20 protein-coding genes and 2 pseudogenes are annotated in these 22838 nt (G+C 70.9%); 18 read left to right on the top strand and 4 right to left on the bottom strand.

Going from position 1 to position 22838, the window contains the following annotated elements; all coding sequences use genetic code 11:
• From Ahu01nite_RS27760 to Ahu01nite_RS27740, 5 genes and pseudogenes are all read left to right on the top strand, one after another.
• Positions 1-512: pseudogene (locus Ahu01nite_RS27760) on the top strand (hypothetical protein); the annotation flags it as partial.
• A gap of 130 nt (positions 513-642) precedes the next feature.
• Entirely contained in the window at positions 643-2055 is a 1413-nt protein-coding gene (locus Ahu01nite_RS27755) for an NADH-quinone oxidoreductase subunit NuoF family protein (RefSeq protein WP_203839591.1), read from the top strand.
• Positions 2052-2549: a redoxin domain-containing protein gene (locus tag Ahu01nite_RS27750; RefSeq protein ID WP_239159191.1), complete on the top strand. Its 498-nt coding sequence runs from the start codon at positions 2052-2054 to the stop codon at positions 2547-2549. Before Ahu01nite_RS27755 ends, Ahu01nite_RS27750 begins: the two co-directional genes overlap by 4 nt.
• A gap of 3 nt (positions 2550-2552) precedes the next feature.
• Positions 2553-3380, top strand: coding sequence for a cytochrome c biogenesis CcdA family protein (locus tag Ahu01nite_RS27745; protein WP_203839582.1), 828 nt, complete (start codon positions 2553-2555; stop codon positions 3378-3380).
• Between the two features lie 20 nt (positions 3381-3400).
• Entirely contained in the window at positions 3401-5218 is a 1818-nt protein-coding gene (locus tag Ahu01nite_RS27740) for a serine/threonine protein kinase (protein ID WP_239159190.1), read from the top strand.
• A gap of 297 nt (positions 5219-5515) precedes the next feature.
• Here Ahu01nite_RS27740 and Ahu01nite_RS27735 read toward each other — a convergent pair whose 3' ends face one another.
• On the bottom strand, positions 5516-6097 hold the full coding sequence (locus Ahu01nite_RS27735; protein WP_203839581.1) for a TetR/AcrR family transcriptional regulator: 582 nt from the start codon (positions 6095-6097) through the stop codon (positions 5516-5518).
• A gap of 92 nt (positions 6098-6189) precedes the next feature.
• On the opposite strand from Ahu01nite_RS27735, the gene Ahu01nite_RS27730 reads away from it, so the two are divergent.
• The 11 genes and pseudogenes from Ahu01nite_RS27730 (at position 6190) to Ahu01nite_RS27685 (ending at position 16585) form a co-directional block, all read left to right on the top strand.
• Complete coding sequence (locus Ahu01nite_RS27730) at positions 6190-6915, top strand: NAD(P)-dependent oxidoreductase (protein WP_203839580.1); 726 nt, start codon at positions 6190-6192, stop codon at positions 6913-6915.
• Positions 6912-7973, top strand: a complete 1062-nt coding sequence (locus Ahu01nite_RS27725) for an SDR family NAD(P)-dependent oxidoreductase (RefSeq protein WP_203839579.1) — start codon at positions 6912-6914, stop codon at positions 7971-7973. Before Ahu01nite_RS27730 ends, Ahu01nite_RS27725 begins: the two co-directional genes overlap by 4 nt.
• A 30-nt stretch (positions 7974-8003) precedes the next feature.
• Positions 8004-8885 (top strand): FAD binding domain-containing protein, encoded by an 882-nt coding sequence (locus tag Ahu01nite_RS27720; protein ID WP_203839578.1) that lies wholly within the window; start codon positions 8004-8006, stop codon positions 8883-8885.
• Positions 8886-9362, top strand: coding sequence for a (2Fe-2S)-binding protein (locus Ahu01nite_RS27715; protein WP_239159188.1), 477 nt, complete (start codon positions 8886-8888; stop codon positions 9360-9362).
• Positions 9359-11743, top strand: coding sequence for an aerobic carbon-monoxide dehydrogenase large subunit (locus Ahu01nite_RS27710; protein WP_203839577.1), 2385 nt, complete (start codon positions 9359-9361; stop codon positions 11741-11743). The genes Ahu01nite_RS27715 and Ahu01nite_RS27710 overlap by 4 nt, the downstream gene beginning before the upstream one ends.
• Positions 11743-12855 carry an XdhC family protein gene (locus Ahu01nite_RS27705; RefSeq protein ID WP_203839576.1) on the top strand — a complete coding sequence of 371 codons (1113 nt, stop codon included), beginning with the start codon at positions 11743-11745 and terminating at the stop codon, positions 12853-12855. The genes Ahu01nite_RS27710 and Ahu01nite_RS27705 overlap by 1 nt, the downstream gene beginning before the upstream one ends.
• Entirely contained in the window at positions 12855-13409 is a 555-nt protein-coding gene (locus Ahu01nite_RS27700) for a nucleotidyltransferase family protein (protein WP_239159187.1), read from the top strand. The genes Ahu01nite_RS27705 and Ahu01nite_RS27700 overlap by 1 nt, the downstream gene beginning before the upstream one ends.
• A complete protein-coding gene (locus tag Ahu01nite_RS27695; protein WP_239159186.1) occupies positions 13399-14262 on the top strand; it encodes an AAA family ATPase in 864 nt (287 codons plus the stop codon). The genes Ahu01nite_RS27700 and Ahu01nite_RS27695 overlap by 11 nt, the downstream gene beginning before the upstream one ends.
• Positions 14259-15311, top strand: a complete 1053-nt coding sequence (locus Ahu01nite_RS27690; protein WP_203839575.1) for an SRPBCC family protein — start codon at positions 14259-14261, stop codon at positions 15309-15311. The genes Ahu01nite_RS27695 and Ahu01nite_RS27690 overlap by 4 nt, the downstream gene beginning before the upstream one ends.
• 107 nt (positions 15312-15418) lie before the next feature.
• Positions 15419-15631 (top strand): annotated as a pseudogene (locus tag Ahu01nite_RS52145) (CoxE); the annotation flags it as partial.
• Positions 15632-15811: 180 nt separating this feature from the next.
• Positions 15812-16585 (top strand): vWA domain-containing protein, encoded by a 774-nt coding sequence (locus Ahu01nite_RS27685; RefSeq protein ID WP_239159185.1) that lies wholly within the window; start codon positions 15812-15814, stop codon positions 16583-16585.
• Positions 16586-16928: 343 nt separating this feature from the next.
• Here the strand turns inward: Ahu01nite_RS27685 and Ahu01nite_RS27680 are convergent, their stop codons facing one another.
• The gene (locus tag Ahu01nite_RS27680) at positions 16929-17882 is read right to left on the bottom strand and encodes a LysR family transcriptional regulator (protein WP_203839573.1); all 954 of its coding nucleotides are present in this window, start codon (positions 17880-17882) and stop codon (positions 16929-16931) included.
• A 235-nt stretch (positions 17883-18117) separates the two neighbouring features.
• On the opposite strand from Ahu01nite_RS27680, the gene Ahu01nite_RS27675 reads away from it, so the two are divergent.
• Complete coding sequence (locus Ahu01nite_RS27675; RefSeq protein WP_203839572.1) at positions 18118-19890, top strand: serine/threonine protein kinase; 1773 nt, start codon at positions 18118-18120, stop codon at positions 19888-19890.
• Here the strand turns inward: Ahu01nite_RS27675 and Ahu01nite_RS27670 are convergent, their stop codons facing one another.
• Positions 19891-20460, bottom strand: a complete 570-nt coding sequence (locus tag Ahu01nite_RS27670) for a hypothetical protein (RefSeq protein WP_203839571.1) — start codon at positions 20458-20460, stop codon at positions 19891-19893. It abuts the gene before it with no gap.
• Between the two features lie 103 nt (positions 20461-20563).
• Between Ahu01nite_RS27670 and Ahu01nite_RS27665 the strand changes: the two genes are divergently transcribed.
• On the top strand, positions 20564-21157 hold the full coding sequence (locus Ahu01nite_RS27665) for a DUF6518 family protein (protein WP_203839570.1): 594 nt from the start codon (positions 20564-20566) through the stop codon (positions 21155-21157).
• Positions 21158-21339: 182 nt separating this feature from the next.
• Here the strand turns inward: Ahu01nite_RS27665 and Ahu01nite_RS27660 are convergent, their stop codons facing one another.
• On the bottom strand, positions 21340-22830 hold the full coding sequence (locus Ahu01nite_RS27660) for a DHA2 family efflux MFS transporter permease subunit (RefSeq protein ID WP_203839569.1): 1491 nt from the start codon (positions 22828-22830) through the stop codon (positions 21340-21342).
• Positions 22831-22838: the final 8 nt, after the last annotated feature.

The following is a 22838-nucleotide window of genomic DNA, read 5'->3' as shown; positions in this document are numbered from 1 at the left end:
AGTTCGTGGACGACGACATGGACATGCCGGCCCCGCGCCCGCGCCGCTACGCCGACGAGGAGGCCCCGGCCCCGCGCCAGCGCCGCTACGCCGACGACGACCGGTACGAGGACCCGCGCTACGACGAGGGCCCGCCACGGCGCCGCCCCGCGCGCTACGAGGACGAGCAGCCGCGCCCGTCGCGCGCCGGTCGCTTCGCCGAGGAGGCGGAGGACGCGCCCCGGGCCCGGCGCGACCGGGGCGCTGACGTCGACCGCGCCGACTCGGGAAGGCACAGCCGCAGTGAGTTCGTGGACCTCGCCGGTGACCCGCGCGTGGCCTACGACGACCAGGAGGCCGACGAGACTCCTACCCTCGTCGACATGGCGCAACGCCGCGCACGCAAGGCATCACAGCAGGAATCCGTGCGCACCGGGACGAGCCGGGGGGCTCGCCGAGGACCCCGGGCCGGCACGGTTGAGGAAGCAGATGACGCCGGATACTGGGCGCAGCTGCGAGGGGAAGCTCAGTGATGAAACGAAGTGGAATCACCATTAGGCACAGCGTCGTCGCTCGCGACAATGGCGAGCGAAGCGAGGCATTGGCGTGAGTGGACAGGTACCGCCAGTAACCAGCGTCGGAACCCCGCGGATCACCGCGGGGATGGAGGAGTACGGCCGGCTGGATCTGGTCGCGCACCAGGAGGTGCACGGCGGGTTCGCGGCCCTGTCCAGCGGGGAGCTGATCGGGCTCGCCGACCGGATCGAACTGCGCGGGCGCGGCGGTGCGGGTTTCCCGTTCGCACGTAAGGTCCGCGCGGTGGTCGACTCGTGCCGCCGGCAGGACCTGCCGCCGATCATCGTGGTCAACGCCACCGAGGGCGAACCGCCGTCGTGGAAGGACAAGGCGGTCCTGACCCGGGCCCCGCACCTCATCCTCGACGGCGCCGCGCTGGCCGCGGCCGCGCTCGAGGCCGAGGAGATCGTCATCGGCATCGCCGACGACGGCATCGGCCAGGAGTCCCTGGCCGCCGCGCTGTCCGAGCGCAAGATGCCGGTGCCGACCCGGATCGTCACCGTGCCGCACCGCTTCATCTCCGGCGAGGGCGGCGCCCTGGTCCGCGGGATCAACGGCGAGGCGCACATCCCGCCCGGCCGCAAGGTCCGCTCCAGCGACAACGGCGTCGGCGGGCTGCCCACGCTGCTCTCCAACGCCGAGACGTACTCCCAGATCGCCATCGCGGCCCGGCTCGGGCCGTGGGAGTACAACTCCGTCGGCATCCAGGGTGAGCCCGGCACGGTCATGCTGACCGTCGGCGGCTCGTCGACCGCGCCCGCCGTGGTCGAGGCCCCCACCGGCACCCCGCTGATGGAGGTCCTCGAGATGTGCGGCGCCGACATCGGTGCCGGCCTGCTCGTCGGCGGCTACCACGGCAAGTGGATCACCGCCGAGGCCGCCAAGACGGTCACCATCTCCCGCAAGGGCTTCGCCAAGGTCGGCGGCACGCTCGGCGCCGGCATGCTCATCCCGATCGGCTCGCAGACCTGCCCGCTCGGCGAGGTCGCCCAGGTCGTGCAGTACCTCGCGGGCGAGTCCGCCGGGCAGTGCGGCCCGTGCCGGCTCGGCCTGCCCGACCTGGCCCGCGCGGTCACCCTGGTCGCGCTCGGCGGCAGCGCGCTGGAGAACGTGCGCCAGGCCGCCGGTGTGGTCAAGGGCCGTGGCGCGTGCAGCCACCCCGACGGCACGTCCCGGTTCGCGCTCTCGGCCCTCGAGGTCTTCGCCCGCGACGTCGAGCTGCACGCCAACGGCGAGGGCTGCGGCAAGCAGACCCGCGGCATCCTCCCCCTGCCGTACCACCAGCAGCAGGGTGCGCGGAAGCTCGCCCTGGACTGGTCGCGCTGCGACGGCCACGGGCTCTGCTCGGCGGTCGCCCCGGAGATCATCCGGCTGGACGCGAACGGGTTCCCGGCGTTCCCGCAGACGCCGCTGCCGCCGTGGCTGGAGAACGGCGCCCGCAAGGCCGTCAACGTCTGCCCGGCCCTCGCGCTGCGGCTCACTGAGGCTGGCAAGAAGTGAAGCTCAAGGTCCTGCTCGTGACGGCAATCCTTCTTCTGGGCGGTTGCGGCGCTGCACCGGCTGCGGCTCCCGCTGCCGCTCCGGGTGCGGGTGCGGGAAAGCTTGCTTTCACGGGCACGACCTTGGACGGTACGAAGTTCGATGCCGCCACGCTCGCGGGTAAGCCCACGATCCTGTGGTTCTGGGCGCCCTGGTGCGCCACCTGCGCCAGCGAGGCCATGTCGATCCACGACCTGCAGAAGGAGTACGCGGGCCGGCTCAACATCCTCGGCATCGCGGGCCTCGGCGGCAACAAGGAGATGCACGAGTTCGTGTCCGACCTCGACGTGGAGGCCGTGCCGCACCTCGACGACGAACCCGGCACGATCTGGAAGAAGTTCGGGATCACCGAGCAGAGCACCTATGTGATCCTCGACGCGACCGGGAAGGTCGTCGTGTCCAGCTACCTCGACGACCTTCAGCTCACGAAGCAGGTCAAGGAACTGGTGGCCTGATTCGTGGACGCGCCGCTGCTGCTCGCGCTCACGGCCGGCATGCTCGGCGCGGTCAATCCGTGCGGCTTCGCCGTGCTCCCTGCGTACCTGTCGCTGTCGGTGGTGGGTCAGGAGGCCGGGACGCTGAGAGCGGTGGTCCGGGCAGTGCGCGCCACTCTCGCTCTGACCTTGGGCTATGTGATCGTTTTCGGTACGGTCGGAGTGGTGCTGACCCCGCTGACGGGGGTGCTGCTGCCCCGGCTCCCGTGGCTGACCGTCGTGTTCGGAGCGCTCCTGGCCACCGCCGGGGGGTGGCTCGTGGCGGGGCGTTCGCTGCCCGGTTTTGTGGTCCGGGCACCGAAGAGCACCGGCACGGTGGCGTTCGGTATGGCATACGCCGTGGCCTCGCTGGGCTGCGCGATCGGGCCGTTCCTGGCGCTCGTGGCGTCGAGCCTGCGAGCGGGCTCGATCCTCCAGGGAGTGGCCCTTTTTGTCAGCTATGCGGTAGGGATGGGGCTTGTCATCGGCGTCACAGCACTCGCGGTTGCGCTGATGCGGCTCTCCGCCGTGACACGGCTACGCCGGGCGACCGCTTGGGTGCCCCGGATCGGCGGCGCGATCCTGCTGCTCGCCGGAGCGTACGTGGCCTACTACGGATGGTACGAGCTGCGCCTTGTCAAGGACCTGAGGACTTCCGGGCAGGATCCGATCGTGAATGTTGCCTCGTCCGTGCAGCACGGGTTGAGTGGCGTTGTCGGCCGGCTCGGCGCGGGGTGGTTCGCGCTGCTGCTGGCCCTTCTGGTGCTGACGGCGCTCCTGCTGTCGCGCCGCCGGATCGTGGGGGGTAGGTAGGCGTGGACACCACGTACCGCGTGAGTCCACTGCGCCAGGGCGACCCGGACCGGCTGGGCCCGTACCAGCTGACCGGCCGCCTCGGCGCCGGCGGCATGGGCGTGGTCTACCTGGCCCGCGACCCCGACGGCGCGTACGTCGCGATCAAGCTTGTGCACGCCACGCTCGCGTACGATCCGGAATTCCGCGGCCGGTTCCGCAGCGAGGTCGAACGGGCCCGGCAGGTGCCGTCCTTCTGCACGGCCGAGGTGCTCGACGCCGACCTCGACCACAACCCGCCGTACCTCGTCGTCGAGTACGTGGACGGGCCTTCGCTCGCCGAGGTCGTCGAGGATCGCGGGCCGTTGAAGGCTGCCGCGCTGCACTCGCTCGCCGTGGGCGTCGCCACCGCGCTGTCCGGGATCCATGGCGCCGGGGTCATCCATCGGGACCTCAAGCCGGACAACGTGTTGCTGGCTCCGGGCAGCCCCAAGGTGATCGATTTCGGGATCGCGCGGGCGTTCGAGGCGACCAGCCAGTACACGCGTACCGATCAGATGGTCGGCACTGTCGCCTACATGGCGCCGGAGCGGTTCTCGTCCGAGCCCGGGACGCCGTTGACCGCTGCCGCTGACGTGTTCGCGTGGGGTTGTGTCGTTGCGTACGCCGGGACGGGCCGGACGCCGTTCCATGGCGACTCGCCGCAGGCCACCGCCGCGCGGATCCTCACGCAGCCGCCGCATCTCACCGGGTTGCCGGAGTCGCTGCGCGATCTGGTGGAGTTGTCGTTGTCGCGCAACCCGGAGGACCGGCCCACCGCGCGTGAGCTGCTGGACATGCTGCTCGGCGACCGGCCGTCCCCGGTCTCCTCGACCCCATCCGCCTCTTCCTCTTCGCCCGCTCCCGCTGGCTTTGCCTCTTCGCCCGCTCCCGCTGGCTTTGCCTCCTCGCCTGTTGCCGATGGCTTCTCCTCGGGTGGATCCGGGTTCGATGAGCACTACGATCTCTATGCGCCGCCGGTGCCGATGGCGCCGCGTCGCCGATCGCGCAAGAACATGCTGGTCGCGGCGTTCGCCCTGCTGCTGGTGGTCGCCGGGGTGGGCACGGTCGGCTTCGTGATCACCCACGCCGGTGCTCGGGGTGGCGTACCCCTGGCGTTCGTCCCGCCGCGGGACGGCGGTGCCGCAGCCGGGGCGGGTGTGCCGACCTCGGCGGCACCGTCGCCCTCTCCCACCCGGAAGAAGCCCTCCGCCTCGCCGACGCCGTCCCGGACCAGGGCCACCCCGGTGCCGGTCGAGCCCGAGGGCGGCGAAAAGATCATCGAGGACCCGCTGGACCAGCCCGGCCAGTGGCTCGACAGCGAGATCCGCGAACAGAGCGCCAACTGCTTCACCAAGGGCGTCATGCGCGCCGGCCGCATCGACCGCGGCACCTACCAGTGCGTCGGCCCGGACGAGGAGATCGAGGACGACTTCGGCGTCGAGGTCACCACGGCCCTGCAGTCGGCGGGCAGCTGCGCCGCGATCTGGTTCCACATCGACGCCCAGAAGGGCGGGCAGGTCCTGCGCGTCTGCCAGGACGAGATCTCCATCGGCGCGGACCTCCAGGACGACAAGCGCGTGTACGACCGGATCACCCTCACCACCCGCATCGGCCTGAAAAAATCCGTACGCATCCACCTCGTCGTCCGCGACGGCGAGGCCGAGGTCTTCCGGGGCGGCAGATTCGCCGGCAAGTTCGCCCTGCCCGACGACGGCCCGGACAAAGGCCAGGTCCGCCTCGGCCTCAGCGTCGAAGCGGTCGACACGGACCCGCCGTACGCGGTCACCTTCGCCAACGTGGACATCCGCTCGCTCTGACCCTCTCTCCCTCCTCCGGCCTCGTGCTTCCTGTCCTCCGGCCTCGTGGTCGTTCTGCCCTGTGGTCGTTCTGCCCCGTGGTCGCGCTGTTCAGGTTCGGCGCGGTGGGGGAGGACGTTGTCGGCCCGTGGGGTGGTCGCGGTGGTCTTCTGTCCTGGTTCGGCTCGCTGAAGTGGGGCGTGGTCAACCCGCGTGGGGTGGTCGCGGCGGTCCTTCTGTTCGGGTTCGGCTCGCTGAGGCAGGGCGTGGCCGACCCGTGGGGTGGTCGTAGCGGTCCTTCTGTTCGGGTTCGGCTCGCTAAGGCAGGACGTTGTCGACCAGCCGGTCGATGAAGGCGTCCGGGACCGAGCCGCCCTGCAGAGCGGTGCGGTAGAGAATCGGCCCGACCAGCATCGCGGCAGCGTCGTGCGGATCCGGGACTGTGCCGGCCCGACTGCTGGCCTCGCCGCCGGTCTCGCCGCTCCGTGTCGCCAGGGCCAGCCCTGCGGCGATCCGCTCGGTCAGCGTCCGGACGAACTGATCGCGCTGCCGGGCGATCTGCTCATCCCACACCGCGCCCTGCATGAGGGTGAGCGCGACGGCGGCGACCTCGGGCATCGCCAGCTCGTCGGCGAGCTCTCGCAGCCGGCGGCGGAACCACGCCCGCAGCGGCACCCGGGGCTCCGCGAAGAACGGCAGCCCGGCCAGGTCCATCACGTCGAGCAGCAGCTGCTCCGCCTGCGGCCAGTGCCGGTAGACCGTCGCGCGCCCGACCCCGGCCTGCTGGGCAACGCGCTGATGCGTCACGCCGGCCGGTCCCTGGTCGAGCAGCAACTCGCGCGCGGCGGAAAGGATCGCCTGCCGGCTGCGGGTCGCCCGGGGGTCCATCGAGTCATCCATCACCCGAGTCTATGAGACACCTTGACTCAAAGCTGGCTCCCATGCCACTCTCGTTCTGAGACAACTTGTCTCAGAGATTGAAGGAGGCTGGGATGCGCATCGTCATCTTCGGAGCCAGCGGAGGCACCGGCCGGGCAACCGTCGACCGCGCCCTCACGGCGGGACACCACATCACCGCCGTGGTCCGCCGGCCGGACGCCCTGGTCGCCGGGTCCGCTCAGCTCGTCGGGTCCGCTCAGATTGCCGGGCCCGCTCAGCTCGTCGAACCTGTTCAGGCTGCCGGGCCCGTGCAGGATGCCCGGCGCGGTTCGGGGGCGCGGTCCGGTCTCGCGGCCGTCGTGGTCGCTGATCTGACCGATGTGGACGCGGTGGCCGAGGCGGTGCGCGGCCATGACGTGGTCATCAGTGCGCTCGGCACGAACGCGAAAGGACCTGTGAGCGTGTGTGCCGACGGGATCGCGGGGATCCTGGCCGGGATGGACCGGGCCGGTGTGCGTCGGCTGATCGCGGTCAGCGCCCACGGTGCGGCGGAGTCGCACGACCGCTCGCTCTACTGCCTGGCGCTGTGGGCCGCGCTCCCGCACAAGATGCGCGACAAGGAGCGGATGGAACAGGCCATCCGCGACTCGGGGACGGACTGGACGGTGGTGCGCCCGGCCGCGCTCAACGACAAGCCGTACACCGGCAGGTACCGCACCGGGACCGACCTGAAGATCCCGCTGACCGCCGCCGTCGGCCGCGTCGACCTGGCCGACTTCCTGCTCCGGGAGAGCGCCACCCCGGCGTACCTGCGTCAGTTCCCGAGGATCGCAGCGTGACCGCCGAACCACCCCCGCCCGGCCTGACCGACCACACCGGCTCAGCGGGCCGCACGGGCCGGGCCGACCGCACCGGCTCGGCCGGCCGCACCGGCTCGGCCGGCCGCACCGGCTCGGCCGGCCGCACCGGCTCGGCTGGGCATGATGAGCTGGCGGGGCGGGTGAGTTTGGTGACCGGGGCGACCGGGGGTATGGGGCGGGTGATTGCCACTGAGCTGGCGCGGCGGGGGTCGGCCGTGGTGGCCGTGACTCGGAGTCAGGGCAGTGGGGACAAGCTCAGGGAGTACGTCGCGAGTCAGGTGCAGGCGGATCGCGTGGAGGTTCTGGTGGCGGATCTTGCGTCCCGGGACGATCTGCACGGGGTCGCCGAGGGGTTCATGGCCCGGCACGGCGCGTTGCATCTGCTGATCAACAATGCGGGTGCGCACTACCGGGAGCGTCGCGTCGACGAGCGGGGCGTCGAGATGCATGTGGCGGTGAATCATCTGGCGGGGTTCACCCTGTCCGGGTTGCTGCTCGGTGCGTTGCGGGCGGCCGGGCCGGCCAGGGTGATCAATGTGGTGTCGGCGACCATGGGGGACACCCGTCAGGTGAAGATCTTGCCGCGGCCCCGGCCGGTCGATCTCGACCCGGATGCGCTCGATGATCTGCGTGACGTCAATCCAGCGGACGGATTCGAGCCGTTCAGCGCGTACGCCCGGGCGAAGCTGCTGACCCTCATGAGTGGCTACCACCTGGCGGAGGAGTTGCGGGGCACGGGGGTGACCGTGAACGCCGTACATCCCGGGCTGGTCGCCACGCCGATCATCGGTGACATCGCGCCGGGGGTTGCCAGGCCATTTCTTCCGCTGATCAGGCGGTCGCTGCTGACCCCGGCGGAGGGTGCCGCGTCCGCGTTGTGGCTGGCGACCGCTGCGGATCTGGAGACCACGACCGGGCGGTACTTCAATCGCACCACGGAGGCGGTCTCACCAGCGGTTTCGTACGATCGTGGGCTGCAACAACGGGTCTGGGCTGCGTCGGCCAGGGGATTAAGCATTGACTTAGGTTGGCGTTGACTTCCGGGGCTGAGCGCGGAGCATGGCGGCATGCAGGTTCCCGCTCCGTTCGAGTATGCCCGCGCGACCACGGTGGACGAGGCCGTCGCCCTGATGGGGCGGTTCGGTGACACCGCACGGCTGATCGCCGGCGGGCACAGTCTGCTGCCCATGATGAAGCTCCGGCTGGCCAACTTCGACTATCTGATCGACATCAACGATCTGCACGGCGAGCTCGGGTTCATCGCCGTCGAGCCGGGGGTGGTGCGGATCGGGGCGCTGACCCGGCATCGTGAGCTGCTCGACTCCGCGGAGCTCGCCGGCGTCTTCCCGATCTTCCGGGACGCCGAGCGGGTGATCGCCGATCCCGTGGTCCGCAACCGGGGCACGCTCGGCGGGTCGTTGTGCCAGGCCGACCCGTCCGAGGACCTCTCCGCGGTGTGCACGACGCTCGACGCCTCCTGCGTGATCCGGGGTCCGCTCGGCACCCGCACGGTGAGCATGGCGGACTTCCATCGCGGTCCCTACGAGACCGCGGTGGCCGACGGGGAGATCCTCACGGAGGTGCGCTTCCCGGTGCGCGATCGCGGCGGCAGTGCGTATTCGAAAGTGGAGCGCAGGGCGGGCGACTGGGCCGTGGTGTCCGCGGGGTCCGCGGTCTGGCTCGACGACGGCGGCCGGATCGCCGACGCCCGGGTCGGGCTCGCCGCGGTGGGGCCCAACACCACCGGCATCCCGGAGATCTCGGCCACGCTACGCGGCGAGGAGCCTTCCGACGAGGTGTTCGCGCGGGCCGGCGAGATCGCCGCGCGGAGCTGCGAGCCGGCCACCGACCAGCGTGGCAGCGCCGAGTACAAACGTCATCTGGCTGCGGAGCTGACCGTGCGCACCCTGCGCACGGCCGTTGCCCGCGCCGCCCGCGGGGAGGCCTGAGTGCAAGTCACCATGATCGTCAACGGCGACGAAGTGACCCGGGAGATCGAGGGGCGGCTGCTGCTCGTGCACTTCCTGCGGGACGTGCTCGCGCTGACCGGGACCCACTGGGGCTGCGACACCAGCAACTGCGGCACCTGTGTGGTGTGGCTCGACGGGGAGCCGGTCAAGTCCTGCACGGTGCTCGCGGCCATGGCGGGCGGCCACGAGGTGCGTACGGTCGAAGGCCTGGCCGTGGACGGCAAGCTCGACCCGGTGCAGGAGGGTTTCATCCAGTGTCACGGGTTGCAGTGCGGATTCTGCACGCCGGGGATGCTGATGACCGCCCGTGCGCTGCTCGACCGTAACCCCGACCCCAGCGAGGGCGAGATCCGCGAGGCCATCTCCGGCCAGATCTGCCGCTGCACCGGGTATGCAACGATCGTGCGCTCCATCCGCTGGGCCGCCGTGAACGCCGCCTCGGAGGTGACGTCGTGACCGATACGAGACAGCGGTCCTTCGAGGACAACGATCAGAAACCGATGGGCTTCGGGCGCATGCTGCGCAAGGAGGACCCCCGTTTCGTCCGCGGTCGCGGGAGATACACCGACGACGTGCAGCTGCCCGGCATGCTGCACCTCGCGATCCTGCGCTCGCCGTTCGCCCACGCCCGGATCGTCAGCGTGGACACCTCCGCCGCGGCCGCGTTGCCGGAGGTCAAGGCCGTGATCACCGGCGCCGACCTGGCCGGGCTCGGGCTGGCCTGGATGCCGACGCTCTCCGGTGACGTGCAGGCCGTGCTCGCCACCGACAAGGTCCGCTTCCAGGGCCAGGAGGTCGCGTTCGTCGTCGCCACCGACAGGTACGCAGCCCGCGACGCCCTCGAGCTGATCGACGTGGAATACGACGTGCTGGATCCGGTGATCGACGTGCGGCAGGCGCTCGCCGAGGGCGCCCCGCTGATCCGCGACGACCTCGACGGCAAGACCGACAACCACTGTTTCGACTGGGAGACCGGTGACGCCGACGCGACGGCGGCGGTGTTCGCGAAGGCCGACGTGGTGGTCAGTCAGGATCTCGTCTACCCGCGGGTGCACCCGGCGCCGATGGAGACGTGCGGCTCGGTCGCCGACTTCGACCCGGTCGAGGGCCGGCTGAAGCTCTGGTCGACCACGCAGGCCCCGCACGCGCACCGCACGCTCTACGCGATGGTGGCCGGCATCCCCGAGCACAAGATCCAGGTGATCTCCCCGGACCTCGGTGGCGGCTTCGGCAACAAGGTGCCGATCTACCCGGGGTACGTCTGCTCGATCGTCGGCTCGATCGTCACCGGAAAACCGGTGAAGTGGATGGAGGACCGCTCGGAGAACCTGATCTCCACGGGTTTCGCCCGGGACTACATCATGCGCGGGGAGATCGCCGCGACCCGCGACGGGAAGATCCTGGCGATCCGGACCAACGTCCTCGCGGATCACGGCGCCTTCAACGGTACGGCCGCCCCGGTCAAGTATCCGGCGGGCTTCTTCGGGGTGTTCACGGGCAGCTACGACATCGAGGCCGCGTACTGCTCGATGACGGCCGTTTACACCAACAAGGCGCCGGGCGGCGTGGCGTACGCATGCTCGTTCCGGATCACCGAGGCGGTCTACCTCGTCGAGCGGATCGTGGACTGCCTGGCGTACGAGCTGGACATGGACCCCGCCGCGCTGCGGCTGAAGAATTTCATCCAGCCCGACCAGTTCCCGTACATGAGCAAGACCGGCTGGGAGTACGACTCGGGCGACTACGAGCCGACCATGCGCCTCGCCATGGAGCTGGCAGGCTACGACGAACTGCGCAAGGAACAGGCCGAGAAACGTACGCGCGGGGAGCTGATGGGTATCGGCATCTCCTTCTTCACCGAGGCGGTCGGTGCCGGGCCCCGCAAGCACATGGACATCCTCGGACTCGGTATGGCCGACGGTTGCGAGCTGCGCGTGCACCCCACCGGCAAGGCCGTCGTACGGCTCTCGGTGCAGACGCAGGGTCAGGGGCACGAGACGACGTTCGCGCAGATCATCGCCGAGGAGATCGGCATCGCGCCGGCCGACATCGACGTGGTGCACGGCGACACCGACAACACCCCGTTCGGGCTCGGGACGTACGGCAGCCGCTCGACGCCCGTCTCCGGGGCCGCCGCCGCGCTGGTCGCCCGCAAGGTCCGCGACAAGGCCCGGCTGATCGCGTCGTCGATGCTCGAGGTCTCGGTCGCCGACCTGGAATGGGAGAAGGGCTCGTTCCACGTCAAGGGTGACCCCGGCACCGCGGTCACCATCCAGGACATCGCGATGCGCGCGCACGGCGCCGGCGACCTGCCCGACGGCCTGGAAGGCGGGCTCGAGGCGCAGATCTGCTACAACCCGTCCAACCTGACCTACCCGCACGGCGCCTACATCTGCGTCGTCGACGTCGACCCGGGCACCGCCGTGGTCAAGGTGCGCCGCTTCATCGCCGTCGACGACTGCGGCACCCGGATCAACCCCATGATCATCGAGGGGCAGGTCCACGGCGGGCTCACCGACGGCGTCGGCATGGCGCTGATGGAGATGATCTCGTTCGACGAGGACGGTAACTGCCTCGGCGCGTCCCTGATGGACTATCTGATCCCCACGGCCCTCGAGGTGCCCGACTGGGAGACCGGCTTCACCGTGACCCCGTCACCGCACCATCCCATCGGCGCGAAGGGGGTGGGGGAATCCGCCACCGTCGGATCCCCACCGGCCATCGTCAACGCGGTCGTGGACGCGCTGAAGCCCTACGGCGTCCGTCACGCCGACATGCCACTCACCCCGTCGCGGGTCTGGGACGCGATGCGCGGCACCGCGCAGCCGCCGATCTGATGGCGACCATCACGGACCGCGTCGCGGCCCTCACCCTCCAGCGCCGCCCCTTCGTCCACGCCACCGTCGTCCGCGCCCAGGAACCCACCTCCGCCCGCCCCGGCGACGCCGCCGTCATCCTCGAGGACGGCTCCATCGAAGGCTTCGTCGGCGGCCAGTGCGCCACCAGCACGGTCCGCGCCGCCGCCCTCGACACCCTGCGCGACGGCCGCACCCTGCTCCTGCGCGTCCTCCCCGAGTCCTCGGCCGAGTTCCCCGAGGCACCGGGCGCCCTCGTCGTGGTCAACCCCTGCCACTCCGGCGGCGCCATCGAGATATTCCTCCGCCCGGTCCTGCCCGCCCCGATCCTCCTGGTCGCGGGCGACACCCCGATCGCCCGCGCGGTCACCTCCCTCGCCACCTTCCTGGAATGGGAGGTCACCCCCGCCTCCCCGCCCGCGCCGGATTCCAGCTCGACCGCCCCGGATCCGCATGTCGCGGGCCTGCCCGCTTCCGGCCCGCACATCGCCGGGCCGTCGTCCTCCGGCCCGCACATCGCCGGGCCATCGTCCTCCGGCCCGCATGTCGCGGGCCCGTCTCCTTACGGTCCGCATGTTGCCGGTCCGTCCCCTTCTGGTCCGCACGGCGCTGGGCCGTCCGCCCTGGGCTCGGAGGGTGTCGGGCCGGGTGAGGTCGGGCCGGGTGCTGCGGGGGCTGGGGCAATTGCTGCGGTGGTGGCGGGGCTGGGGGACGGGGACGGGGAAGCGGTGCGGGCGGCGCTTGATGCCGGGGTCGGGTTTGTGGCTCTGGTGGCCAGCCGGCGGCGTGGGGCGGTGGTGCTCGACGGGCTGGGGCTCACGGGTGCGGAGCTGGCGCGGATTCACACTCCGGCGGGGCTCGACATCGGGGCGCGTACGCCGCAGGAGATCGCCTTGTCGATCATGGGTGAGGTGGTGCGGGCCGTGCGGGCGGACGGGCTTGCCGCACCCGCTGCCGCGGTGCTGCCGGGGCCGCGGACGGAGGTCGACCCGGTGTGCGGGATGACCGTGGTGGTGGGTCCGGGTGCGGTGGTTGCCGGCGATCATTACTTCTGCGGTACGGGGTGCCGCGACGCGTTTCTGGCCAGGGCCTGATGATCACGGGGCTGGTGCTCGCGGCGGGGAACTCGGTGCGGTTCGGGGGTGGGCGGGCGAAGCAGCTGCTGCCGTACGGTGGGCGTACGTTGCTGGAAGCGTCCTTGACCGTGGCTCTGAGCGCGGGGTTCGACGAGCTGATCGTCACGATCAGGCCTGAGCTCGCTGAGCGGGTTGATCTCGGTGGGGCGAAGGCCGTTCCGACCGTGGGTACGGGCTGCGGGTCGTCGGTCAGCGCCGGTGTCTCAGCCGTGTCGCCCCGGTCCGACGGCATCGTGCTGCTCCTCGGTGACCAGCCCGGGGTGAGTCTTCAGGCGATCCACGCGGTGCGGTCCACCGGGGCGCCCGTCGCCGTGGGCCGCTACGACGACGGGCTCGGGCATCCGTTCTGGTTCGGGCGGGCCCTGTTCGGCGCGCTGCGGGCGCTGCACGGTGACAAAGCCGTCTGGAAGCTGTTGCACAGCGGGCCGTTCGCCGAGGTTCCGGTCGCGGGGCCGGTGCCGATCGACGTGGACACCCCGGCGGACTACGAGAGGCTCCTGCGTGTTCGCTGATCCCGCCGACGTCCGGCGCCGGCTCGACACGGTCGACTACCTGGTCGATGACGGGCTCGCGATGGCCCTGTTCCTGGCGTCGCGGCTCGGTCGTCCCCTGCTGCTCGAGGGCGAACCGGGCGTCGGCAAGACCGCGGCGGCCAAAGCGCTGGCCCGTGCGCTAGGCGCGGACCTGATCCGGCTGCAGTGCTACGAGGGGCTCGGCGTCAGCGAAGCCCTGTACGAGTGGAACCACCAGCGTCAGCTCCTCGCGATCCGGCTGGCCGAGGCCCGCCGGGAGAAACTCGTCGAAGCCGACCTGTTCACCGCCGAGTTCCTGCTCGACCGCCCGGTCCTGCGCGCCGTCCGCCACCCCGGGCCGGTGCCCCCGGTCCTGCTCATCGACGAGATCGACCGCGCCGACGACGAGTTCGAGGCGCTGCTGCTCGAATTCCTCGGCGAGCACGCGGTGTCCATCCCCGAGCTCGGCACGTTCACGGCGGTCCGGCCACCCACCGTCGTACTCACCTCCAACCGCAGCCGCGACCTGCACGACGCCCTGCGCCGCCGCTGCCTCTACCACTGGATCGAATACCCGGCACCGGCCCGCGCCACCGAGATCGTCCGCCGCACGGTCCCCGGCGCCCCGGCCACCCTGATCGGCGCCGCCGGTGCCTTCGTCGCCCGCGCCCGCACCCTCGAGCTCGACAAGGCCCCCGGCATGGCCGAAACCATCGACTGGGTCGCCGCCCTCACCGTGCTCGGCGTGACCGACCTCCTGGCCCCGGGCCTCCCCGCGACCCTCGGCGCCCTCGCCAAAACACCGGACGACCTCACCCAGCTCACCGCCGCCTTCCCCGAGGGGACCCCATGAAGATCACCAACGAGTTCACCGTCCACACCCCGATCGACCACGCCTGGACCGTCCTCACCGACCTGGCCGGCATCGCCCCCTGCATGCCCGGCGCCCAGCTCACCGGAGTGGACGGCGACACGTACGCGGGCCGGGTCAAGGTCAAGGTCGGGCCGGTCATCTCCGACTTCGCAGGCACCGCCCGCTTCGTGGAGAAGGACGACACGACCCGCCGCGCGGTGATCGACGCCCGCGGCCGGGACGCCCGATCGGCCGGAAACGCCAGCGCCGTGGTGACGGCCCAGCTGCACCCCGCGGGCGACGACACGGTGGTCAGCGTCGACACCGACCTCAAGGTTTCGGGCAAACTCGCCCAGTTCGGCAGCGGCATGATCAAAGAGATCTCCGGCAAGATCCTCACCCAGTTCGTCACCAACCTCGAAGCCAAACTCGCCGAGCCGTCCACGTCCGAGCCGTCGGCTTCCGGGGTGGGTTCGGGGGCGTTGTCTTCCGGCGTTTCCGGCTCGGGTGTTTCTGGCTCAGATGCTTCTGGGCCGGTGGCTTCTGGATCGGATGTTTCTGGATCGGATGTTTCTGGGTCGGATGTTTCTGGGTCGGTTGCTTCTGGGTCGGTCGCTTCCGGTGGGGCGGCCGATGCGACCGGTGCTGTCCCGGTGCTCGCGCCTGTCCCGGCTGATGAGGATGCGACATCGTCGGCGGTCCCGACCACGACCGCGCCTGAGTCGTCCGCGGCGGCGGCGTCGGCGACACCTGCGGCCCAGCTTCGATCGGCTGCGCCCACCGTCGCGGCGGCGGCATCGCTTGAATCGCTGGCGCCCGCCGCAGGGGCCATTGTGGACCCCTCCGCCGCCCCTTCGGTTCACGCGGCGAGTTCGTCGGACGCGGGTCCTTCCGGCACCTTGCCGGACCAGGCAGCGAAGTCGCCCGAACCGGAGGCGCTGGACCTCATGGGGTTCGCGGGGCGGTCGGTGGTCAAGCGGATCGTGCCCGCGGTGGTTGCCGTGGCGGCCGTTGTCGGGGTCGTCGTGTGGCTCGTCGCTCGCAAGTAGGTCAGTGCCACGTCGGGTGGTTCATCGCTCGGAGTGGGGCTGACGGGCGGTGACCGGGTTGGGCTTGCGGTTGGTGAGGGGGAGCGGGGGAGGCGGTGGGTGGGGTGATGGCGGGGGTTGATCGGGCGGCTTTTGCCGTGGGGCTGGTGGAGCGGTTGCGGGGGGCTGGGGTTAGGGGTGGGTTGACCGGGGCGGGGGATCTGGTTCGGGCTTTGGAGGTTGCGGTGCCTCGGGATCGGGGGGAGTTGTACTGGGTGGCCCGGGTGACGTTGGTGCGGCGGGAGGGGGATCTTGGGGTTTTTGATCGGGTTTTTGCCGGGGTGTTCGAGGAGGCTGCCGCGTTGGTGGGGCCGCGGGGGGAGATGGGCGGTGGGGGTGGGGCTTTTGTGAGTGTGCCGGCGGGTTCGGGCGTACCTGATGGGGGTGGGTTGCCTTGGGCTACGCGGCCGGCGGTTGTCGCTGATGCTGCGGTGGGTGGTGAGGGGGTCGCGGTTCCTCGGGTGCGGGCCAGTGCGCTGGTGGGGCTTGCTGACCGTCCGTTTGAGGAGCTGGACGCTGATCACGTCGCGTTACTGGGGGAGTGGTTGCGGTCCGTGACGTGGCCGGTCCGGCGGTCACGGCGGCGGGAGTACGGCGTGACCGGGCGGGGGATCTCGGTGCGGGCGACGCTGGGGCGGGCCCGGCGTACGGGGTGGGAGCCGATCGTGCTGGTGCGGGCGCGGAAGGTGCTGCGGGCGCGGCGGATCGTGCTGGTGTGTGACGTGAGCCGGTCGATGCAGGCTCAGGCGGAGGCGTACCTGCATCTGTTGCGGGCGTTTGCGGCGGTGACCGAGGCGGAGGTGTTCGCGTTCGGGACGTCGCTGACGCGGTTGACGGTGACCCTGCGTGGTACCGATCCGCGGGCGGCGGTGGCCCGCGCGGGTGAGCTCGTCACGGATCGTTTCGGGGGCACCCGCATCGCGGGGTCGTTGCGGTCCTTGCTCGCCTCGCATCACGGTGACCTGGTGCGGGGGTCGGTGCTGGTGATCGGGTCCGACGGGTGGGACAGTGATCCGCCCGGTGAGCTGGGGGCGGTGATGGCACGGCTCGCGCGGCGCGCACATCGGACGGTGTGGCTCAATCCGCGGGCCGGTGCGGACGCTTTCGCCCCGGTGACCGGTGGGATGGCGGCTGCCCTGCCCTTCTGCGACCGGTTGCTGCCCGCCGCGACCTTCGCGGACCTCGCCACCGCGATCCCCGAGATCGTGACCTCCCGGATCTCGCGCCGGCTTTGAGGGCAGGCTTGAGGGCAGGCTTGAGGGCAGGCTTGAGGGCAGGCTTGAGGGCAGGCTTGAGGGCAGGCTTGAGGGCCGGCTTTGAGGGCCGGCTTTGAGGGCAGGCTTTGGGGCAGGCTTGAGGGCAGGCTTGAGGGCAGGCTTTGAGGGCCGGCTTTGAGAGCAGGCTTTGGGGCAGGCTTGAGGGCCGGTTTTGGGGCAGGCTTTGAGGGCCGGGTCGCGGATCGCTTGCCGGCGTGGACGGCGCAGGCACCGCCGCGGTGGCACGCTGGGGCCGGGCTGCGACGGGCCTGGTTGATCACCGGGCCTCAGCCCCACCGGCTGGAGAGCGGCGTGGGCCGGTTCAGCTCCAGAGGGTGACGTGGATCGAGGGTTTGAAGTGGCCGACCGTGACGCCGGCGCCGCGCATCATGGCCTGGATGGCGCGGGGGGTTGAGGCGAAGCGGCTGAGCTCGGCGGCGGGGGAGGTGCTGTCGCCGGTCAGGAGCAGGGAGTGCCAGACCGCGTCGAAGGCGACCTGGGGGCCGGTGAGGTGGACGAGGTCGCCGCGGGCGACGTCCTGGGCGATGGTGAAGGAGAGGCCGGCGGTGATTCCCTTGCCGCGCTTGACTTCGGTGAGGGCGGCGGCGTGGCTCTGGAAAATCTGCTGGTGGTCCTCGGGGACGCCGAGGCGGCGCAGGATGGACGGGACCAGGCCGGCCTCGGCGGCGGCGGAGGGGCCGAGCAGCCAGAGCTGGTCGCGGAGGCGTTGCGGGCCGGCGGGGATGCCGGCGAGGGGGTGGCCGGGGGCGACGGTCAGGATGACCCGGTAGTTCATCACCGGGCGGCTGGTCAGGGCCGGGTCGGGGGCGCCGGGGTGCGGGCCGATGGCGATGTCGGCGGAGCGGGAGAGCAGCAGCGACTCGAAGTGGGCCGGGTTGCGGACGCTCAGCTCGACGTCGAGGTCGGCGGCGCGTTTCGCGAAGAGCTCCAGCAGGCCGGGGGCGGCGTGCTCGGCGAAGAGGCTGGACGCGGCGATGCGCAGCAGGCGCCGGCCGCGGCCGGCGGCGCTGACCTCGAGCACCGTGCGGTCCTGCAGGCCGAGGAGCTCGGTGGCGCGGCTCGCCAGGCGCAGGCCGCCGGGGGTGAAGGCCAGCCCCGCCGCCGTACGCGTGAAGAGCTGGTCGCCCAACTCCTTGCGCAACTGTCCGATGTGCAGGGAGACGGCCGACTCGGAGACGCCGAGCCCGGCAGCGGCCTGCTTGACCGAGCCCTGACGCACGACCGCCGAGTAGGCCCGGAGCTGTGTCGGCGTCATGACCCTGCACCCATTCCGGAAATCTATCGCGGTACGGGACGCCGTGGCGGTCCCGTGACCCGCCCTGTGGATAACTCCCCGCAATTGCCCCGGGCCGATCCGGTGTCGGTTCTGCGGCATACGCCGTCCGGGACTTCGCGCCGGTGACGTCGCCCGATAGGGTGCTTTTCTGTCGGGGGTGAAGGGTCCGCGCGTGCGGGCGCGCGGGGCGAGGCCGGGGGCGTAGGAGCACTGCATGGCGGAGGAGCGGACCACCTCGCTGCGTCCGCGTGACCCGCGCCGTCTCGGGCCCTATGAGCTGCTCGCGCGGCTCGGCGAGGGCGGCATGGGCACGGTCTATCTCGGCCGGAGCGCGGGCGGGACATTGGTCGCGGTGAAAATGATCCGTGCGGACCTCGCCCATGACGACGAGTTCCGGCGGCGGTTCCGCAGCGAGGTCGAACGGGTACGCCAGGTACCGCCGTTCTGCACCGCCGAGGTGCTCGACGCCGACCCGGACCACGAGCAGCCGTACCTCGTCGTGGAGTACGTCGACGGGCCTAGTCTCGCCGAGGTGGTGGAGGAACGCGGGCCGCTGACCTCGGCCAACCTGCACAGCGTGGCGATCGGCGTTGCCACCGCGCTGACCGCCATCCACGGCGCCGGGATCATCCACCGCGATCTCAAGCCGCGCAACGTGCTGCTCGCCCCGGGCAGTCCCAAGGTCATCGACTTCGGCATCGCGCGCGCCCTGGAATCCACGGCTGCTCACACCCGTACCGATCAGATGGTGGGCACTGTCGCCTATATGGCGCCCGAGCGGTTCGGCGACGATCCGGCGGCGGTGCTGACCACGGCGGCCGACGTGTTCGCGTGGGGCGGGGTCGTGGCTTTCGCGGGCACCGGGCGTACCCCCTTCTCTGCCGGATCGCCGCCTGCCACCGCGGCCCGGATCCTGACCCGGCCGCCTGATCTGTCGGGTCTGAGCGGGCAGCTGCACGACCTGGTCGCGCACTCCCTGGAGAAGGACCCGGCCAACCGGCCCACCGCGCGCGAGCTGCTCGACCTGCTGGTCACGAGCCCGCAGCAGGCCGCACCGGCCGCGGCCGCCCTCGCCCATCAGCCCGGTCTGGCCGTCGCGGCGCACGAGGCGCAGGCCGCCACCGGCTACCACTCGGGGCGGCAACTGACCGCGATCGCGCCGCTGCCGGAGATCGTCGGCTACACCGAGGACTCGATCGTCACGCAACCGGTCTCGGAGGTCGGCTACAGCGAGGACACGATCATCACGCAGCCGGTCTCCGGCGCCGGCATCTTCACCCGCGACCGGCACCCGCGCCGGCCGTGGGTGCTGCCGTTCGCGATCGTGCTGCTTATCGTCGCGGTGCTCGCGACCGGTGGCATGGCGGTGGCGTTCTGGCCCACCGGCCGCTCGTCCGGCGGGGTCGCGGAAGGCCCCGACGAGCAGGCGCCCGTGCTGGCGGACGCGCTGACGCAGGAGCGGCTGTGGCAGCCGTCCGACGACGCCGGGGAGAAGGCGAGCTGCTCGTTCCGCGGCTCACTGGTGGTCCACCGCGAGACCAAGGGCGTCTTCCGCTGCCGCGGGCCGGCCGACGCCGAACCCGACAACCTGCAGGCCGAGGTGGGTGTCCAGCTGCTCACCCGCAACAGTTGCGCCGCCATCTGGGTGCGTTTCAGGGTCAATCAGGGCTATCAGGTACGCGTGTGCGAGCGCAACGTCTACGTCGGCACCCACAAGGGCGCTGACATCGAGGTGCTCAAAACGTTCCCGCTCGACGACAGTCCCATCGGGGTCGGGGCCCCGCCGACCCGCATCACGATCACGGTGGCCGACGACGTCCTCGAGGTGCTGCGCGACGGCGAGCTGGTGGGCGAGGTCGAGGCCGACGACAAGGCTATGCGTACGGGCAGAGTCGCGCTCGGCATCTACAACGAGCAGTACGCGCCGGTGCAGGGACCGTACGAGGTGGCGTTCAGCGACATCAAGATCTGGCCCGTGAAGCGCTAGTCACGTGTCGTACTCGCCGCAGTCCCAGGGGGCCGAGAAGGCCATGTAGTCGCCGGGCTGGGCGGTCACCCACCAGATGTCGTCCGCCGTCGCGGGGGCGGTGGCGATCAGGCCGAAGCTCTCCCCGAACTCCTTCACCTCGAACGGCGCGACCTCGATGCGGTCGGAGGTCACCTTGCCGAGCTCGTCGAGGCGCTGGCGCATGATGCGTTTCGTCTCGGCCCTGGTGTCCGCCTCGTCGATCTCGGCCTTCGTGAACGTCCCGTCGGCGGTGAAGAGGTAGAGCGCCACGAAGCCGCGGGCGTTGTCATCGCCTTCCGTGCCGGGGTCGAACGGCTCGGTCAGGAAGAACTGCCCGCCGTCTGCGGTGTGGCCGATGTGCTTGGCCTCGAAGCCGTTGTGATCGATCGCGACCCTGGTGGGTGGTCCTTCGTCGCCGGTCGCTGTGCAGTCGCCGGTGCCGGGGCCGGGGCCGTCGCCTGCGGCGATGCCTTGCACGATGGTGCCGCAGCCGGCGCTGAGTGTGAGCGCGGCCAGGGCAGCCAGCATCGCTACGGCACGTCGGGTCATGATCGGAGACTGTATCCGGGCGGGGCGGATCTCACTTTCGGCCGATCCGGCTCGGTCCGGGAGCCGATCCCTGTGCGTTATCGGCTGTTTAGGGTCTTTACCCGTGACCCTCTTCGTGTACGCCCCAGTCGCCGGGTTCCTGCTCGGCTTCCTGGACTTCGTGTGTATCAAGTTCGTGCCGTTCCCGCTGGGGGACCTGGGCAACTCGCCGGCGGTGTGGGCGGTGGCGGCGTTTCTCTTCGTGCTGCTGGGGCGGCGGTGGCGTGCGGTGCCCGCTGTCGCCGGGGCGTGCGTGATGCTCGTCGTGGCTTCGCCGAGCTATTACCTCGCGGCGGCGTTGATCCAGCACGACGACTACGCGGTGATGGGGAACTCCACGACGGTCATGTGGATGGGGTTCGGCGTCGTGGCCGGGCTGGTGTTCGGGGGCGCGGGCGCTTTGGCGCGTACGCGAATTGTTGCCCTCGCCGTGCCTGTCGCTGTTCTGGTCACTGAGGCAATACGTCTCACACTGCGGATCGGCGGCCCGGACTATGGCATCGAGCCGCTCTGGACCGCGCTGCTCGAGGTCGGCATCGCGGTGGGGCTGGTGGTATGGCTCGCGCGTTCCTGGCGGGAGCGGGCCCGGGTCGTCCTGACTGCGGTGCCGCTGGCCGCTGCCGGGTTTGTGTTGTTCTCCGTCGCCGGCTTCGCGTGAGCGGTCCTCGCAGGGGCCGTATGCCAACGGCACTGCGTTGGCTGAACCAACGGCGGTGCGGTGGCTGAACCAACGGCGGTGCGGTGCGGTGGGATGGGCTGACGTGGCTGACGCCCAGGCCGGGGTGGCCTGGGCGTCAGTCGTTCAGCTGGTTCGTTCGCCGGCGGTTAGCCGGGGGGTGGTCAGTGGGCGATCACCGGGGCGGCGTCAGGGTCGACGTCGAGGGGGCCGCTGCGGAAGGTGACCGCGGAGATGACGGCGCAGAGCAGGAAGAAGCCGGCTGACCACCAGAAGACCGTGTGGTAGCTGTGGATCATCGCCAGGGCCTGGGCCTGCGGGCCTTCGGCGGCGTGGTCGATGGCGTAGTTCGCCGCGGCGGTGGCGGCGAACGAGCTGAGCAGCGCCGTGCCGATGGAGCCGCCGATCTGCTGCATGGTGTTGATCATCGCGGAGGCGACACCGGCGTCGTGGTGCTGGACGCCGGAGGTGGCGGCGTTCTGGGTCGGCGCGAAGATCAGGCCCATGCCGAGGCCGGTGACGATCAGGCCGGGCAGGACGGCGGTGACGTAGCTCGAGTCCAGGTTGATGCGGGTCAGGTAGACCATGCCGGCGGCGGCGATGAGCGCGCCGAGCGGGACCAGCGGGCGCGGGCCGATTTTCGGCGTGAGGATGGAGCCGGCCGTGGTGGCGGTGAGCATGATGCCGGCGAGCATCGGCAGGAACGCCAGGCCGGTCTGGATCGGCGTGAAGCCCAGCACCGCGGTGAGGTAGTAGGTGAGGAACAGGAAGACACCGAACATGCCGGCACCGGCGATGCCGACCGCGGCGTACGCGCCACCGCGGTTACGGTCGAGCACGACGCGCAGCGGGAGCAGCGGGTTGGCGACGCGACGCTCGATGAGGACGAACACGGTCAGGATGACGACGCCGGCGATGATGAACCCGAACGTCTTGGGGTCGCTCCAGCCGTCGCTCTCCGCGCTGCCGAGACCGTAGACCAGCGCGACGAGGCCGCCGACCGCGGTGACGATGCCCGGCCAGTCGAGCCGGTCGCGGTTCTGCACCGGCTCGTCGTGCAGCTTGAAGATCGCGCCGAGCACGGCGGCCGCGGCGAAGAGCAGGTTGACGTAGAGGCACCAGCGCCAGGACGCGTACTCGGTGAGCACGCCGCCGAGCAGCAGCCCGACCGCGCCGCCGGCACCCGAGATGGCGCCGAAGATGCCGAACGCCTTGCCGCGCTCGGTGGGCTCGGTGAACGTCGTCGACAGCAGCGAGAGGGCCGCCGGGGCGAGCGCGGCACCGAAGGCGCCCTGCAGGACGCGGGCGATGATCAGCATCTCGATGCCGTTCGCGGCGCCGCCGAGCGCGGAAGCGAGGGCGAAGCCGATCAGGCCGATGATGAACATCTTCTTGCGGCCGACCGAGTCCGACAGGCGCCCGCCGAGCAGCAGCAGGCTGCCGAACGCCAGGGCGTAACCGGTGACGACCCACTGCCGCCCGGAGTCGGAGAAGCCGAGGTCACCCTGGGCGGTGGGCAGCGCGATGTTCACGATCGTGGCGTCGAGCACCACCATCAGCTGGGCCATGGCGAGCACCACGAGTGCCCACCATCTGCCGTTGCCAGTCGACGCCCGGTCCTGGACCGGGGCCTGCCGTGCGGTGGTCGTTGTCATGGGATTCC

Source organism: Winogradskya humida, from assembly GCF_016862215.1.
GTDB classification, from domain to species: Bacteria; Actinomycetota; Actinomycetes; order Mycobacteriales; family Micromonosporaceae; genus Actinoplanes; species Actinoplanes humidus.
The sequence above is the reverse complement of the archived record's forward strand: the minus strand, read 5'-3'. Positions and strand labels throughout refer to the sequence as shown.